The following is a 15,670-nucleotide window of genomic DNA, read 5'->3' on the forward strand; positions in this document are numbered from 1 at the left end:
TGATACCTGGTTTATTTACGTCCTTAAGTTTCAAATCATAATATGTCAGAAAGCTGGGGCTTATTATTCATGTTGATTTATTACATACTCACATAATGCAGGAAAGTTGTTTCTGCCCATTTCACTATATCCTGCCTGTTGCCATAATTCATCGTGTGAGAATTGATGGCAATATTATGACTCTTGAGGTTAAGCTCGTTTTTCATGGGTAAAAAAGCCGTTAGTAGCCCGACAGATGGATGTGGATGGGGTAGCGTTTAAGAAAAGACATTCTTATATAACGATGCACTTCGATCGTAATGGGCTGGCGTTGGCTTTAACTGATGATGGCGGTAAAGCAAACCTTGTTTATGGCGTGTTTTATGGTCCGTCTTTTGCGTCAGCGTCGTTGATGACGAGATATTCGTGTTATGGTTGTATTGCTCAGCCTGACAGGTTGTTTGTTTCCTTGTTGACGATTATTCAGGTTATGCAATCATGGCTGAATTCGCCAGGGTGATCTACTCCCTGGCGCCGCTATGTAGTAACACGATTTTCCATGTGCGCAGGTTCGCTTATTGGGTTGAGAAGTGTGATGAAAATGAGGCAAGGAAAAGTACATTAGTCTTTTCACTTCATTCCGCTCCTGGTCTACGTTATCGGCATAATGCGGTTAATGATTGTGGTGGCTACCGTGGGATATTGGTGATGCTAATGGTGGCGGATTTTAGTATTGTTCCCGCTGTGTTGCTGGAGCTACCGAATAAAAAACATCACGATCAACGCAATAGCGGCGGAGCCGCTGGAAGGTGATGCTTTCATAGCGAGCGGTACAATCCATTAATTATCTGTTAAAAAAGGACATTATCATGCCAGAAGGCCCGGAAATTCGTCGTGCGGCGGATAATCTGGAGGCGGCAGTCAAAGGCAAAACCTTAACCGACGTCTGGTTTGCCTTTGCACAGTTAAAACCGTATGAATCACTGCTTACCGGTCAAATTGTTACCCGAATAGAGACGCGGGGGAAAGCGCTGCTGACCCATTTTTCAAATGGCCTGGCGCTCTACAGCCACAACCAGCTTTACGGCGTATGGCGGGTGATCGACACCGGTGAAATACCGCAGACCACGCGTATACTGCGCGTCAGGTTACAAACGGCGGATAAAACTATTCTGCTTTATAGCGCGTCTGATATCGAAATGCTGACAGCAGAGCAATTAACGACGCACCCTTTTTTACAGCGGGTCGGACCAGACGTGCTGGACGTCCGTCTTACTCCGGAGGTGGTCAAAGCTCGACTGCTGTCGCCGCGTTTTCGCAACCGACAATTCTCCGGTCTGTTGCTGGATCAGGCCTTTCTGGCGGGGCTGGGGAATTATCTGCGCGTTGAAATCCTTTGGCAGGTAGGGCTAAGCGGGCAGCATAAAGCGAAAGATCTCAGCGATACGCAACTGGATGCGCTGGCGCACGCGCTGCTTGATATTCCTCGCCTGTCTTACATGACCCGTGGACAGGTGGATGACAATAAACACCACGGCGCGCTATTTCGCTTTAAGGTTTTCCACCGTGACGGCGAAGCGTGCGAGCGGTGCGGCGGCCTTATTGAAAAGACAACACTTTCCTCACGCCCGTTTTACTGGTGCCCGTATTGCCAGAAATAGCCGGAACCGCCATCGGCGAGCGGCTATTGCCTGACGGTGCAACGCTTATCGTCCTACAAAGGTTGTTTGGGCGCATAGGTTGAAATAAAACGGGCCACTGCTGGCCCAGTTAACAGAATGCTGAACAGCCGTAGGGTTTGCATTGCCATGATGAGCGCCATATCGGCACTGCTTCCTGCCGCGATCGCGGCAACCGTATCCAGACCTCCGGGACTGGTGGCGAGATAAGCCGTCATAAAATCAATCTGCATGTAGTAAGCCATTCCCCACGCCATCGCGGCGCAAATCGCCATCAGCGCGAAAATTGACAATAAGATTTGCGGCAATGGCCGCAGCGCCATAAAAAAAACCTGTCTGTCAAAGCCCAGCCCGATACGCCAGCCTATCGCCATATACGCCACGGCCAGCAGCCATTCGGGTAATTCAATCTCAATGATGCCGTGCGAATGGAGAAGCGCGCCTGCCAACATGGGGAGCAGCATCGTGCCGGAAGGGATACGCATCAGGCGACCGGCAATGCCCGCCACGATCGCTAATAGCAGCGTCGTCAATACATTATCGCTAAGCGGTGGAAACCAGACCACCTGTTGGCTGACCGCGGCCGCGCTGTCGCCGAGTATCAGGCGTGTCACCAACACCGCCGCGCCAGCGACAAACAGTACCCTTAGATACTGCATAAACGCTACCAGGCGGATATCCGCCCCGTAATCTTGCGCCATCGCTACCATTGCCGCCGCGCCGCCCGGCGAAGACCCCCATGCGCCGGTGTTGCCGGGCAGCGAGCTGTAACGTACCAGCAGCCAGCCAACTATCGCGCTGGAAAACAGCGTCACCAGCAATACCAAAAGCACGACCGGCCAGTAGAGGGCGAGGGTGGTCAATATCGAATCGGTTAGATTTTGGGCGATCATACAGCCGAGAATCGCCTGCGCGGCGAGAAAAATACCACGCGGAAGTTGTAGCGTACTGCCTCGCAAACTCAACACGATACCCGCAATCATAGGGCCGAGCAGCATCGCCGCCGGAAGGTGCAGATAGAGAAAAATAAGGGAAATGAGCAGCGATAACAGGAACAACAAAAACCACTGCAGAATCGGCATTCCATGCTCCCTGAATGATATTTAGCGAAATCTTAATTAATCATAGAGAGTAACGGGATAAGAATAAAATAATGAGGATAAGAAAAAAGGGAAAATGTACCGGATGGCGGGGGGGGGGGGGCGTCGCCATCCGGTTGTCAATTAACGCTTCAGCGCCGATTTAAAATCGCGTTTATCGTAGCCAGTGTACAGCTGACGAGGACGGGCGATTTTCATGCCTTCGCTATGCATTTCGTTCCAGTGGGCTATCCAGCCGACAGTACGCGCCATCGCGAAGATCACGGTAAACATAGAGGACGGAATGCCCATGGCTTTCAGGATGATGCCAGAGTAGAAATCTACGTTCGGATAGAGTTTCTTCTCAATGAAGTATGGGTCGTTCAGTGCGATGTTTTCCAGTTCCATCGCGACTTCCAGCAGGTCATCTTTGGTTCCCAGCTCTTTCAGTACTTCATGACAGGTTTCACGCATGACGGTGGCGCGCGGGTCATAGTTTTTGTAAACACGGTGACCGAAGCCCATCAGACGGAAAGAATCGTTTTTGTCTTTCGCACGACGCACAAATTCCGGAATATGTTTAACCGAGCTGATTTCTTCCAGCATTTTCAACGCGGCTTCGTTGGCGCCGCCGTGAGCCGGTCCCCACAGGGAGGCAATCCCCGCCGCGATGCAGGCAAACGGGTTGGCGCCAGAGGAGCCGGCGGTACGTACGGTAGACGTTGATGCGTTCTGCTCGTGGTCGGCGTGCAGGATCAGAATACGGTCCATGGCGCGTTCCAGGATAGGATTCACTTCATAGGTTTCACATGGTGTGGAGAACATCATGTTCAGGAAGTTACCGGCGTAGGAAAGATCGTTACGTGGATAAACAAACGGTTGGCCGATAGAATATTTGTAGCACATCGCCGCCATGGTCGGCATTTTGGACAATAAGCGGAACGCCGCGATTTCACGGTGGCGCGGATTATTCACATCCAGTGAGTCGTGATAAAACGCCGCCAATGCGCCAGTAATCCCGCACATGACCGCCATCGGATGCGAGTCGCGACGGAAAGCGTGGAACAGGCGAGTGATTTGCTCGTGAATCATCGTATGGCGGGTGACTGTCGTTCTGAACTCGTCATACTCTTCCTGCGTTGGTTTTTCGCCGTATAGCAGGATGTAACACACTTCCAGGTAGTTGGAATCGGTAGCAAGTTGGTCAATCGGGAAACCGCGATGCAGTAAAATGCCTTCGTCGCCATCGATGAAGGTAATTTTGGATTCGCAGGATGCGGTAGAGGTAAAACCAGGGTCAAAAGTAAAGATTCCTTTTGAACCGAGACTACGAATATCAATCACATCTTGACCGAGTGTGCCTTTTAGCACATCCAGTTCAATAGCAGTGTCACCATTAAGGGTGATTTTTGCCTTTGTATCAGCCATTTACGGTCTCCTTAGCGCCTTATTGCTTAAGACTGCCGGAACGCAGACTTGCCTTCTCCACGTCATCTTCCACGTCGTTACTGCACGAAGGATTCGGTGTATGCATCAATCAACCGTTACCAGTTTGTTATTTGGCTCGCCGCTCTGTGAAAGAGGGGGATGACCTGGGTACAGAGCAATGGGCGCTTGCAGATAACGGTTTAATTTATGTCGAATTAGCGGCAAATCAGGAACTTAGCAATCCGGGTAATGTAACCTTTCTATCACTAATAACTGTCCTGAATGAATGGGTCAATACCACCACACTGTTGCATAACTTATTGTCAGGTGAAAGAGTGACCCCATAACTTTTACGAATTATATGCTTTTTCTGGTGTTGTTTGTAACAACTTTGTTTAATGTTTGTCAAATCAGATGATTGAAAATTAAAAAAATGTTGTTATCGTGACCTGCGTCACTGTTCAGGATAAAACCCGACAAACTATATGTAGGTTAATTGTAATGATTTTGTGAACGTCCTATACTGCCGCCAGGTCTCCGGAATACCCTGCAATCCCGAGCCACCCAGCGTTGTAACGTGTCGTTTTAGCTACTGGAAGCAGTGTTTTACATGACGCGCAGTTATAGAAAGGACGCTGTCTGACCCGCACGCAGACCGGAGGAAGGAAATCCCGTCGTCTTTCTGTCTACAGGTAAATTCTCGCCTGTAACCGAAGCCTTAAGGGAATAATAAGAACAGCATGTGGGCGTTATTCATGATAAGAAATGTGAAAAAACAAAGACCTGTCAATCTGGATCTTCAAACGATTCGGTTCCCCATCACAGCGATAGCGTCCATTCTTCATCGCGTATCTGGTGTGATTACCTTCATCGCAGTCGGCATTTTGCTGTGGCTTCTGGGCACTAGCCTCTCTTCCCCGGAAGGATTCCAGCAGGCTACCGATATCATGGACGGCTTCATCGTTAAATTCATCATGTGGGGCATTCTTACCGCGCTGGCGTATCACGTCGTCGTTGGGATTCGTCACATGTTAATGGATTTTGGCTATCTGGAAGAAACATTCGAAGCGGGTCAACGCTCAGCCAAAATTTCTTTTGTTATCACTGTCGTGCTTTCACTTCTCGCAGGAGTCCTCGTATGGTAAGCAACGCCTCCGCATTAGGACGCAATGGCGTACATGACTTCATTCTGGTCCGTGCTACCGCTATCGTTCTGACGTTATACATTCTCTACATGGTCGGTTTTTTTGCGACCAGCGGCGAGCTGACCTTTGAAGCCTGGACCGGTTTCTTCTCATCGGCCTTCACCAAAGTTTTCACCCTGCTGGCGCTTTTTTCCATCTTGATTCATGCCTGGATCGGCATGTGGCAGGTGTTGACCGACTACGTTAAACCACTGGCAGTCCGTCTTGGACTGCAACTCGCTATTGTCGTTGCGCTGGTGGTTTACGTCATTTATGGATTTGTTGTGGTGTGGGGGGTGTAATGAAACTGCCAGTCAGAGAATTTGATGCTGTCGTTATAGGAGCAGGTGGCGCAGGTATGCGTGCGGCGCTGCAAATTTCCCAGAGCGGCCAGACTTGTGCGCTGCTTTCTAAAGTTTTCCCAACCCGATCGCATACCGTATCCGCGCAGGGCGGTATCACCGTAGCGCTTGGTAATACCCATGAAGATAACTGGGAATGGCACATGTACGACACCGTAAAAGGGTCGGACTACATCGGCGATCAGGATGCGATTGAATATATGTGTAAGACCGGTCCGGAAGCGATTCTGGAGCTGGAGCACATGGGGCTGCCGTTCTCCCGTCTGGACGATGGCCGCATCTATCAGCGCCCGTTCGGTGGGCAGTCGAAAAACTTCGGCGGCGAGCAGGCGGCCCGCACTGCGGCAGCCGCCGACCGTACCGGTCATGCCTTGCTGCATACGTTGTATCAACAAAATTTGAAAAACCACACCACGATTTTCTCTGAATGGTATGCGCTGGATCTGGTAAAAAACCAGGATGGCGCGGTGGTAGGGTGCACCGCTCTGTGCATCGAAACGGGTGAAGTGGTTTACTTCAAGGCGCGCGCAACGGTACTGGCGACCGGCGGCGCAGGCCGTATTTATCAGTCCACTACCAACGCCCACATCAACACCGGTGACGGTGTCGGGATGGCGCTGCGTGCCGGTGTCCCGGTGCAGGACATGGAAATGTGGCAGTTCCATCCGACCGGTATCGCCGGGGCGGGGGTGCTGGTCACTGAAGGGTGTCGCGGCGAAGGCGGCTACCTGTTGAATAAACATGGCGAGCGCTTTATGGAGCGTTATGCGCCGAACGCCAAAGACCTGGCGGGTCGTGACGTGGTGGCGCGTTCCATTATGATCGAAATCCGTGAAGGCCGCGGCTGTGACGGCCCGTGGGGGCCACACGCTAAACTGAAACTCGATCATCTGGGTAAAGAGGTTCTCGAATCCCGTCTGCCGGGTATTCTCGAACTCTCCCGCACCTTTGCCCACGTCGATCCGGTGAAAGAGCCGATTCCGGTTATCCCGACCTGCCACTATATGATGGGCGGTATTCCGACCAAAGTGACCGGCCAGGCGCTAACCGTGAACGAGCAGGGCGAAGACGTGGTGATTCCGGGGCTGTTTGCGGTAGGCGAAATCGCCTGTGTATCGGTTCACGGCGCTAACCGTCTGGGCGGTAACTCACTGCTGGATCTGGTGGTCTTTGGCCGTGCGGCCGGTCTGCATCTGCAGGAGTCAATCGCTGAGCAGGGCGCGCTGCGCGACGCCAGCGAGTCTGACGTGGAAGGTTCTCTGGAGCGCCTGAATCGCTGGAACAATAACCGCAATGGCGAAGATCCGGTGGCTATTCGCAAAGCGTTGCAGGAGTGTATGCAGCATAACTTCTCGGTCTTCCGTGAAGGCGACGCGATGGCGAAAGGGCTTGAGCAGTTGAAAACGATCCGCGAACGTCTGAAAAACGCCCGTCTGGATGATACCTCCAGCGAGTTTAATACCCAGCGTGTTGAGTGTCTGGAGCTGGATAACCTGATGGAAACCGCCTACGCCACTGCCGTATCCGCTAACTTCCGCACCGAAAGCCGCGGCGCGCATAGCCGCTTCGATTTCCCGGAGCGTGATGATGCCAACTGGTTGTGTCATACCCTGTATCAACCGCAAACGGAATCCATGACGCGCCGAAGCGTCAATATGGAACCGAAATTACGTCCGGCGTTCCCGCCGAAGATTCGTACTTATTAATGGCGGAGACAGGATGATGAAACTCGAATTTTCAATTTATCGTTATAACCCGGATGTTGATGACGCGCCGCGTATGCAGGATTACACCCTCGAAGGTGAAGAAGGGCGTGACATGATGCTGCTGGATGCCTTAATCCAGCTTAAAGAAAAAGATCCCAGCCTGTCTTTCCGCCGTTCCTGCCGCGAAGGGGTGTGTGGTTCTGATGGTTTGAACATGAATGGTAAGAACGGCCTGGCCTGTATCACCCCGATTTCAGCGCTGAATCAGCCGGGTAAGAAGATTGTCATTCGTCCACTTCCCGGTTTGCCAGTGATCCGCGATTTGGTGGTAGACATGGGGCAATTCTACGCACAATATGAGAAGATTAAGCCTTACTTATTGAATAATGGGCAGAATCCGCCGGCGCGTGAACATCTACAGATGCCGGAGCAGCGTGAAAAGCTCGATGGGTTGTATGAATGTATTCTCTGCGCCTGTTGCTCAACGTCCTGCCCATCATTCTGGTGGAACCCGGATAAGTTTATCGGTCCGGCGGGTCTGCTCGCGGCGTATCGTTTCCTGATTGATAGCCGTGATACCGAGACTGACAGCCGTCTGGAAGGGATGAGCGATGCATTCAGCGTATTCCGCTGTCACAGCATTATGAACTGCGTCAGTGTATGTCCTAAAGGACTGAACCCGACGCGCGCTATCGGCCACATTAAGTCGATGCTGTTGCAGCGTAGCGCATAAGCATAAGTAGTTGTCGTTGCCGGGGAAGCGATTCCCCGGTCGTGCAGGAAACCTCTAAAAACTGCCACATTGATAACAATCATCGGGATGTTCCGCGAGACAGGGCGCGAACGGAACGAATCTTCGGGAGCAAGTTCACTATGTGACCGGAGTAAGTGAGGGTCGCAACGCCGTTGCAGCCTGAACGACGAAGATTATTAGACAGTTTTTAAAGGTTCCTTAGCGGACGCAGATGACACGACAGTCCGCAACAAGTGAACCCCGGCACGCATACAGCGTATGCGTGGTTAGTATCCACGGCGAAATACTCGTCATAGTTCACGTTGCATGTGCGTTGGCTGCACTTGCTCACCCCGGTCACTTACTGGATGTAAGCTCCCAGGGATTCGCAAGCTTGCCGCCTTCCTGAAACGTGACCTATTTAGAGTATTAAATAAGCAGAAAAGATGCTTAAGGGATCACGATGCAGAACAGCGCTTTGAAAGCCTGGTTGGACTCTTCTTACCTCTCTGGTTCGAATCAGAGCTGGATAGAACAGCTCTATGAAGACTTCTTAACCGATCCTGACTCGGTAGACGCTAACTGGCGTTCGACGTTCCAGCAGTTACCTGGTACCGGAGTCAAACCGGATCAACTCCATTCAAAAACACGTGAATACTTCCGTCGGCAGGCGTTAGCGGGAGCACGTTTCTCTTCTACGATTTCCGACCCGGATACCAACGTGAAGCAGGTTAAAGTCCTGCAGCTTATCAATGCTTACCGTTTCCGTGGTCATCAACATGCAAACCTCGACCCGCTGGGATTGTGGAAACAAGAAAGGGTGGCGGATCTGGACCCTTCCTTCCACGATTTGACCGATGCCGATTTCCAGGAGTCCTTCAACGTAGGCTCTTTTGCCAGCGGTAAAGAGACAATGCCGTTGGGTGAGCTTATTTCCGCGCTCAAACAAACCTACTGCGGTCCGATTGGCGCTGAGTATATGCACATCACCAGCACCGAAGAGAAACGCTGGATCCAACAGCGTATTGAATCCGGTCGCACGGCGTTTTCCGCTGAAGAAAAAAAACGCTTCCTGAACGAACTGACCGCTGCAGAAGGGCTGGAACGTTATCTGGGGGCAAAATTCCCTGGCGCGAAACGTTTTTCGCTGGAAGGCGGCGATGCGTTAATTCCGATGCTCAAAGAGATGGTCCGCCATGCGGGCAACAGCGGCACCCGCGAAGTGGTGTTGGGAATGGCGCACCGTGGTCGCCTGAACGTACTGGTCAACGTGCTGGGTAAAAAACCTCAGGATCTGTTTGACGAGTTTGCCGGTAAACATAAAGAACATTTGGGCACCGGCGACGTGAAGTACCATATGGGTTTCTCGTCGGATATCGAAACCGAAGGCGGACTGGTTCACCTGGCGCTGGCGTTTAACCCGTCGCACCTGGAAATCGTCAGCCCGGTAGTGATGGGGTCTGTGCGCGCACGTCTCGACCGGCTCGACGAACCGAGCAGCAACAAAGTGTTGCCAATCACCATTCATGGTGATGCAGCAGTTACCGGGCAGGGCGTGGTTCAGGAAACCCTGAACATGTCGAAAGCCCGTGGCTATGAAGTGGGCGGTACGGTACGTATCGTTATCAACAACCAGGTGGGTTTCACCACTTCTAACCCGCTGGACGCCCGCTCTACGCCGTACTGTACCGATATTGGTAAGATGGTGCAGGCGCCGATTTTCCACGTCAATGCTGACGACCCGGAAGCGGTGGCTTTTGTGACTCGCCTGGCGCTCGACTTCCGTAATACCTTTAAACGCGATGTCTTTATCGACCTGGTGTGCTATCGCCGTCACGGCCATAACGAAGCCGACGAGCCGAGCGCAACGCAGCCGCTGATGTATCAGAAAATCAAAAAGCATCCGACCCCGCGTAAAATCTACGCCGATAAGCTGGAAGCCGAACAGGTTGCCACGCTGGAAGATGCGACCGAAATGGTCAACCTCTATCGTGACGCGCTGGATGCCGGTGAATGCGTGGTGAAAGAGTGGCGGCCAATGAACCTGCACTCTTTCACGTGGTCGCCGTACCTCAACCATGAATGGGACGAAGCGTACCCGAACAAGGTTGATATGAAGCGGCTTCAGGAACTGGCGAAACGTATTAGCACCGTGCCGGAAGCCGTAGAGATGCAGTCGCGTGTGGCCAAAATCTACGCCGATCGTCAGGCGATGGCGGCAGGGGAGAAGTTGTTTGACTGGGGCGGTGCTGAAAATCTGGCCTACGCCACGCTGGTCGATGAAGGTATTCCGGTGCGCTTGTCCGGTGAAGACTCCGGACGTGGTACGTTCTTCCACCGTCATGCGGTGATCCATAGTCAGTCGAACGGCTCAACATATACGCCGTTGCAGCATATTCATAGTGGTCAGGGGCAGTTTAAAGTCTGGGACTCTGTACTGTCTGAAGAAGCGGTACTGGCCTTTGAATACGGCTATGCCACGGCGGAACCGCGTACCCTGACTATCTGGGAAGCGCAGTTCGGCGATTTTGCCAACGGCGCGCAGGTGGTGATCGACCAGTTCATCTCCTCCGGCGAACAGAAATGGGGCCGTATGTGCGGTCTGGTGATGTTGCTGCCGCACGGCTACGAAGGGCAGGGGCCGGAGCACTCCTCCGCGCGTCTGGAACGTTATCTGCAACTTTGCGCCGAGCAGAACATGCAGGTCTGCGTACCGTCCACGCCAGCGCAGGTGTATCACATGCTCCGTCGCCAGGCGTTGCGCGGGATGCGGCGCCCGCTGGTGGTGATGTCGCCGAAATCGCTGTTGCGCCATCCGCTGGCAGTTTCCAGCCTTGACGAGCTGGCTAACGGTACCTTCCAGCCGGCGATTGGTGAGATTGATGAGCTCGATCCTAAGGCCGTGAAACGCGTGGTAATGTGTTCTGGTAAGGTGTATTACGATCTGTTGGAACAGCGTCGTAAGAATGACCAAAAAGATGTCGCCATTGTGCGCATTGAACAGCTCTATCCGTTCCCGCATAAAGCGGTGCAGGAAGCGCTGCAACCTTACGCCCATGTACATGATTTTGTCTGGTGCCAGGAAGAGCCGCTTAACCAGGGCGCCTGGTATTGCAGCCAGCATCATTTCCGTGAAGTGATTCCGTTTGGGGCCTCTCTGCGTTATGCAGGTCGCCCGGCCTCCGCCTCTCCGGCGGTAGGGTATATGTCCGTTCACCAGAAACAGCAGCAAGATCTGGTTAATGACGCGCTGAACGTCGATTAAATAAAGGATAAATAATGAGTAGCGTAGATATTCTTGTTCCCGACCTGCCTGAGTCCGTAGCGGACGCAACCGTTGCGACATGGCATAAAAAACCGGGCGATAGTGTCCAGCGTGATGAAGTGCTGGTAGAAATCGAAACTGACAAAGTGGTACTGGAAGTACCGGCATCAGCGGACGGCGTTCTGGATGCGGTTCTGGAAGAGGAGGGGGCTACCGTGACCTCTCGCCAGATCCTCGGTCGCCTGCGTGAAGGCAATAGCGCCGGTAAAGAGACCAGTGCGAAATCTGAAGAGAAAGCCTCTACCCCGGCCCAGCGCCAGCAGGCCTCGCTGGAAGAACAAAACAATGATGCGCTCAGCCCGGCGATCCGTCGCCTGCTGGGTGAGCATAACCTTGACGCCAGCGCCATCAAAGGGACCGGCGTTGGCGGTCGCATCACTCGTGAAGATGTAGAAAAACATCTGGCGAACGCCCCGGCAAAAACGGAAACCAAAGCCCCGGCCGCTGAGTCTGCGCCGCAGGCACCAATGAGCGCGCGCGGTGAAAAACGCGTACCGATGACGCGTCTGCGTAAGCGCGTGGCGGAACGTCTGTTGGAAGCAAAAAATTCCACCGCTATGCTGACGACTTTCAACGAAGTCAACATGAAGCCGATTATGGATCTGCGTAAGCAGTACGGCGAAGTGTTCGAGAAACGTCATGGCATCCGCCTGGGCTTTATGTCCTTCTACGTGAAAGCGGTAGTGGAGGCGCTGAAACGCTATCCGGAAGTGAACGCTTCCATCGACGGCGACGATGTGGTGTACCACAACTACTTCGACGTGAGCATGGCGGTTTCTACGCCGCGCGGCCTGGTCACGCCAGTATTACGTGACGTGGATTTACTGGGCATGGCTGACATCGAGAAGAAAATTAAAGAGCTGGCGGTGAAAGGCCGTGACGGCAAACTGACTGTAGAGGACCTGACTGGCGGTAACTTCACCATTACCAACGGTGGCGTATTCGGTTCACTGATGTCTACCCCGATCATTAACCCGCCACAAAGCGCGATTCTGGGGATGCACGCCATTAAAGATCGTCCGATGGCGGTGGATGGAAAGGTGGAAATCCTGCCGATGATGTACCTGGCGCTCTCTTACGATCACCGTCTGATCGATGGTCGCGAGTCCGTGGGTTTCCTGGTCACCATTAAAGAATTGTTGGAAGATCCGACCCGTCTGTTACTGGACGTGTAGTAACACTTTAGCGTCACCTGCCCCGTAGGCCGGATAAGCGTAGCGCCATCCGGCAAACATACCGCGCTGGTCTACGGGTTTAAAGATAACGATTACCTGAAGGATGGACAGAACACATGAACTTACATGAATATCAGGCAAAACAACTTTTTGCCCGCTATGGCTTACCGGCGCCGGTGGGTTATGCCTGTACTACTCCGCGCCAGGCCGAAGAAGCCGCGTCTAAAATCGGCGCCGGCCCGTGGGTAGTGAAATGTCAGGTTCACGCTGGTGGCCGCGGCAAAGCGGGCGGTGTGAAGGTGGTAAACAGCAAAGAAGATATTCGCGCCTTTGCGGAGAACTGGCTGGGCAAACGTCTGGTAACTTATCAAACCGACGCCAATGGTCAACCGGTAAATCAGATTCTGGTCGAAGCAGCGACCGATATCGATAAAGAGCTGTATCTTGGCGCGGTGGTTGACCGTAGCTCCCGTCGCGTGGTCTTTATGGCTTCTACCGAAGGTGGTGTGGAAATCGAAAAAGTGGCGGAAGAAACTCCACACCTGATCCATAAAGTGGCGCTCGATCCGCTAACCGGCCCGATGCCGTATCAGGGACGCGAACTGGCATTCAAATTGGGTCTGGAAGGCAAACTGGTTCAGCAGTTCACCAAAATCTTCATGGGCTTGGCGACCATCTTCCTGGAGCGCGACCTGGCGCTTATCGAAATCAACCCGCTGGTGATTACTAAGCAGGGCGATCTTATCTGTCTCGACGGCAAGTTGGGCGCTGACGGCAACGCGTTGTTCCGCCAGCCGGATCTGCGCGAAATGCGCGACCAGTCGCAGGAAGACCCGCGTGAAGCGCAGGCGGCACAGTGGGAACTTAACTACGTGGCGCTGGACGGTAACATCGGCTGTATGGTAAACGGCGCAGGCCTGGCGATGGGGACGATGGACATCGTTAAGCTGCACGGCGGCGAACCAGCGAACTTCCTCGATGTGGGCGGCGGTGCGACCAAAGAGCGCGTCACCGAAGCGTTTAAAATTATTCTCTCTGACGATAACGTTAAAGCCGTTCTGGTGAACATTTTCGGCGGCATCGTGCGCTGCGACCTGATCGCCGATGGCATTATCGGCGCGGTGGAAGAAGTGGGGGTTAACGTGCCTGTGGTGGTGCGTCTGGAAGGCAACAACGCCGAACTTGGCGCGAAAAAACTGGCTGACAGCGGCCTGAATATTATTGCAGCGAAAAGTCTGACGGATGCAGCTCAGCAGGTTGTTGCCGCAGTGGAGGGGAAATAATGTCCGTTTTAATCGATAAAAACACTAAAGTTATCTGCCAGGGCTTTACCGGTAGCCAGGGGACATTCCACTCCGAGCAGGCGATTGCGTATGGTACGCAGATGGTGGGAGGCGTGACGCCGGGCAAAGGCGGCACTACCCATCTGGGGCTGCCGGTATTCAACACTGTACGTGAAGCGGTAGAGGCGACGGGCGCGACGGCGTCAGTTATCTACGTACCGGCGCCGTTTTGCAAAGACTCTATTCTGGAAGCCATCGACGCGGGCATCAAACTGATTATCACCATCACTGAAGGTATCCCGACGCTGGACATGCTGACCGTGAAAGTGAAACTGGATGAAGCGGGTGTGCGCATGATTGGTCCGAACTGTCCAGGTGTTATCACCCCGGGTGAATGTAAAATCGGCATCATGCCGGGCCATATTCACAAACCAGGAAAAGTGGGAATTGTCTCCCGCTCTGGTACGCTGACCTATGAAGCGGTTAAGCAGACCACCGATTACGGTTTCGGCCAGTCTACCTGTGTCGGCATCGGCGGTGACCCCATCCCTGGCTCTAACTTCATCGACATCCTGAAATTGTTCCAGGAAGATCCGCAGACCGAAGCGATCGTGATGATCGGTGAAATCGGCGGTAGCGCGGAAGAAGAAGCGGCGGCGTATATTAAAGATCATGTGACTAAGCCGGTTGTGGGTTACATCGCCGGTGTGACCGCGCCGAAAGGCAAGCGTATGGGCCATGCGGGTGCCATTATTGCCGGTGGTAAAGGCACTGCGGATGAGAAATTCGCCGCGCTGGAAGCCGCAGGCGTCAAAACCGTTCGTAGCCTCGCCGATATCGGCGAAGCGCTGAAAGCGATTATAAAGTAAAACTCTCTGTTCCTGTGTGAACAGATAAATGTCCGTTTTCGACATGGTTGGCCACCTTTAAGGTGGCCTTTTTTATTGCCTGCGTTTGGCGATGAGGGTGAACTTATAGTCGTCACAGTTGAACACGTTACGGCTGTATTCGAATGGCCGACCATCTTTCAGAAATCCGCGAGACACCTTTTCCAGTACCGGTTTGCCTGGATCCAGCGCCAGCGCGGCGATCGCCTCTTCTGAAGCCATGACGGGGACTAACTCCTGTTCGCTGCGATCGATCACCATCTTTTTGATCTGCTCAATATAGTGATACTTCGACTTCTCCATCACCTCCCATGTCAGGTCTGGGAACATGGTCAACGGCATCCAGGTCTCTTCCAGATTCACCGGTTTTTGCTTGATAAAGCGTACGCGTTTGACGTGCCAGACGTTGTCTTCAGGGGGGATGTTTAGCATTTCGGCCAGCTTCGCGCCAGCTTTCACGACCTCGAACGTTTTTACGTCGCTATGGGCATCAACGTTTCGGTCAGCCAGTTTCTCGTAAAAGCCAGTGAGTTGGTAGATATCGTAATTGACGCGCTCTTCTTTAACATAGGTGCCACTGCCCTGAATGCTCTCGACGATCTGCTCTTCGGTAAGCCGTTTGAGCGCCTGCCTTACCGTTACGCGGCTTACGCCAAACGCCTCCTGAAGACTGGATTCCGTCGGTAACGCGTCACCGGGTTTTAACTCACCCGCATTAATTTTCTCGCGAAGCGCATCGGCTATCTGCCGGTACATCGGTTTGTTACCCATGACGTCTGCCTTTCTAATACCTTTTGACGGCATTATGCCTTTAGCGCTGAATTTGTAAATAATACAACATAAATACAAA

General features: G+C 53.0%; 14 protein-coding genes and 1 pseudogene. 11 read left to right on the plus strand and 4 right to left on the minus strand.

What is annotated here, in order from left to right; all coding sequences use genetic code 11:
- Nucleotides 1-208: 208 nt before the first annotated feature.
- From SBG_RS23015 to nei, 3 genes and pseudogenes are all read left to right on the plus strand, one after another.
- A pseudogene (locus SBG_RS23015) lies at nucleotides 209-346 on the plus strand (ISL3 family transposase); the annotation flags it as partial.
- A gap of 131 nt (nucleotides 347-477) precedes the next feature.
- Entirely contained in the window at nucleotides 478-792 is a 315-nt protein-coding gene (locus SBG_RS03240) for a hypothetical protein (RefSeq protein ID WP_000807160.1), read from the plus strand.
- Nucleotides 793-848: 56 nt separating this feature from the next.
- Entirely contained in the window at nucleotides 849-1,640 is a 792-nt protein-coding gene (nei, locus tag SBG_RS03245) for an endonuclease VIII (RefSeq protein ID WP_001114041.1), read from the plus strand.
- Between the two features lie 53 nt (nucleotides 1,641-1,693).
- On the opposite strand, the gene SBG_RS03250 is transcribed toward nei, so the two are convergent.
- The 3 genes from SBG_RS03250 to SBG_RS23540 all read right to left on the minus strand — a co-directional run bounded on the left by SBG_RS03250 (nucleotide 1,694) and on the right by SBG_RS23540 (nucleotide 4,574).
- Complete coding sequence (locus SBG_RS03250; protein ID WP_001122042.1) at nucleotides 1,694-2,740, minus strand: AbrB family transcriptional regulator; 1,047 nt, start codon at nucleotides 2,738-2,740, stop codon at nucleotides 1,694-1,696.
- A 141-nt stretch (nucleotides 2,741-2,881) separates the two neighbouring features.
- Complete coding sequence (locus SBG_RS03255; RefSeq protein WP_000785804.1) at nucleotides 2,882-4,165, minus strand: citrate synthase; 1,284 nt, start codon at nucleotides 4,163-4,165, stop codon at nucleotides 2,882-2,884.
- Nucleotides 4,166-4,391: 226 nt separating this feature from the next.
- Nucleotides 4,392-4,574 carry a hypothetical protein gene (locus SBG_RS23540; RefSeq protein ID WP_141024988.1) on the minus strand — a complete coding sequence of 61 codons (183 nt, stop codon included), beginning with the start codon at nucleotides 4,572-4,574 and terminating at the stop codon, nucleotides 4,392-4,394.
- Between the two features lie 331 nt (nucleotides 4,575-4,905).
- Between SBG_RS23540 and sdhC the strand changes: the two genes are divergently transcribed.
- From sdhC to sucD, 8 genes are all read left to right on the plus strand, one after another.
- Nucleotides 4,906-5,310, plus strand: coding sequence for a succinate dehydrogenase cytochrome b556 subunit (gene sdhC / locus SBG_RS03265; protein ID WP_000263343.1), 405 nt, complete (start codon nucleotides 4,906-4,908; stop codon nucleotides 5,308-5,310).
- A complete protein-coding gene (gene sdhD, locus SBG_RS03270) occupies nucleotides 5,304-5,651 on the plus strand; it encodes a succinate dehydrogenase membrane anchor subunit (RefSeq protein ID WP_000254372.1) in 348 nt (115 codons plus the stop codon). Before sdhC ends, sdhD begins: the two co-directional genes overlap by 7 nt.
- On the plus strand, nucleotides 5,651-7,417 hold the full coding sequence (gene sdhA / locus SBG_RS03275; RefSeq protein ID WP_000775558.1) for a succinate dehydrogenase flavoprotein subunit: 1,767 nt from the start codon (nucleotides 5,651-5,653) through the stop codon (nucleotides 7,415-7,417). Before sdhD ends, sdhA begins: the two co-directional genes overlap by 1 nt.
- Nucleotides 7,418-7,433: 16 nt before the next feature.
- The gene (sdhB, locus tag SBG_RS03280) at nucleotides 7,434-8,150 is read left to right on the plus strand and encodes a succinate dehydrogenase iron-sulfur subunit SdhB (protein ID WP_024134962.1); all 717 of its coding nucleotides are present in this window, start codon (nucleotides 7,434-7,436) and stop codon (nucleotides 8,148-8,150) included.
- A gap of 463 nt (nucleotides 8,151-8,613) precedes the next feature.
- Complete coding sequence (gene sucA / locus SBG_RS03285; protein ID WP_001181511.1) at nucleotides 8,614-11,415, plus strand: 2-oxoglutarate dehydrogenase E1 component; 2,802 nt, start codon at nucleotides 8,614-8,616, stop codon at nucleotides 11,413-11,415.
- 14 nt (nucleotides 11,416-11,429) lie between these two features.
- Nucleotides 11,430-12,650 (plus strand): 2-oxoglutarate dehydrogenase complex dihydrolipoyllysine-residue succinyltransferase, encoded by a 1,221-nt coding sequence (gene odhB, locus SBG_RS03290; protein WP_000099865.1) that lies wholly within the window; start codon nucleotides 11,430-11,432, stop codon nucleotides 12,648-12,650.
- A gap of 116 nt (nucleotides 12,651-12,766) precedes the next feature.
- Nucleotides 12,767-13,933, plus strand: coding sequence for an ADP-forming succinate--CoA ligase subunit beta (sucC, locus tag SBG_RS03295; protein ID WP_001048617.1), 1,167 nt, complete (start codon nucleotides 12,767-12,769; stop codon nucleotides 13,931-13,933).
- Nucleotides 13,933-14,802 (plus strand): succinate--CoA ligase subunit alpha, encoded by an 870-nt coding sequence (sucD, locus tag SBG_RS03300; RefSeq protein ID WP_000114550.1) that lies wholly within the window; start codon nucleotides 13,933-13,935, stop codon nucleotides 14,800-14,802. Before sucC ends, sucD begins: the two co-directional genes overlap by 1 nt.
- Nucleotides 14,803-14,874: 72 nt before the next feature.
- Here the strand turns inward: sucD and SBG_RS03305 are convergent, their stop codons facing one another.
- Complete coding sequence (locus SBG_RS03305; protein WP_000527120.1) at nucleotides 14,875-15,591, minus strand: GntR family transcriptional regulator; 717 nt, start codon at nucleotides 15,589-15,591, stop codon at nucleotides 14,875-14,877.
- Nucleotides 15,592-15,670: the final 79 nt, after the last annotated feature.

Source organism: Salmonella bongori NCTC 12419 (assembly GCF_000252995.1).
Classification (GTDB): domain Bacteria; phylum Pseudomonadota; class Gammaproteobacteria; order Enterobacterales; family Enterobacteriaceae; genus Salmonella; species Salmonella bongori.

Excerpts from the sequence above, each read along its gene's own strand:
- SBG_RS03240 (WP_000807160.1), top strand. The coding sequence starts at position 478 with ATGGCTGAATTCGCCAGGGTGATCTACTCCCTGGCGCCGCTATGTAGT.
- nei (WP_001114041.1), top strand. The coding sequence starts at position 849 with ATGCCAGAAGGCCCGGAAATTCGTCGTGCGGCGGATAATCTGGAGGCG.
- SBG_RS03250 (WP_001122042.1), bottom strand. The coding sequence starts at position 2,740 with ATGCCGATTCTGCAGTGGTTTTTGTTGTTCCTGTTATCGCTGCTCATT.
- SBG_RS03255 (WP_000785804.1), bottom strand. The coding sequence starts at position 4,165 with ATGGCTGATACAAAGGCAAAAATCACCCTTAATGGTGACACTGCTATT.
- sdhC (WP_000263343.1), top strand. The coding sequence starts at position 4,906 with ATGTGGGCGTTATTCATGATAAGAAATGTGAAAAAACAAAGACCTGTC.
- sdhD (WP_000254372.1), top strand. The coding sequence starts at position 5,304 with ATGGTAAGCAACGCCTCCGCATTAGGACGCAATGGCGTACATGACTTC.
- sdhA (WP_000775558.1), top strand. The coding sequence starts at position 5,651 with ATGAAACTGCCAGTCAGAGAATTTGATGCTGTCGTTATAGGAGCAGGT.
- sdhB (WP_024134962.1), top strand. The coding sequence starts at position 7,434 with ATGAAACTCGAATTTTCAATTTATCGTTATAACCCGGATGTTGATGAC.
- sucA (WP_001181511.1), top strand. The coding sequence starts at position 8,614 with ATGCAGAACAGCGCTTTGAAAGCCTGGTTGGACTCTTCTTACCTCTCT.
- odhB (WP_000099865.1), top strand. The coding sequence starts at position 11,430 with ATGAGTAGCGTAGATATTCTTGTTCCCGACCTGCCTGAGTCCGTAGCG.
- sucC (WP_001048617.1), top strand. The coding sequence starts at position 12,767 with ATGAACTTACATGAATATCAGGCAAAACAACTTTTTGCCCGCTATGGC.
- sucD (WP_000114550.1), top strand. The coding sequence starts at position 13,933 with ATGTCCGTTTTAATCGATAAAAACACTAAAGTTATCTGCCAGGGCTTT.
- SBG_RS03305 (WP_000527120.1), bottom strand. The coding sequence starts at position 15,591 with ATGGGTAACAAACCGATGTACCGGCAGATAGCCGATGCGCTTCGCGAG.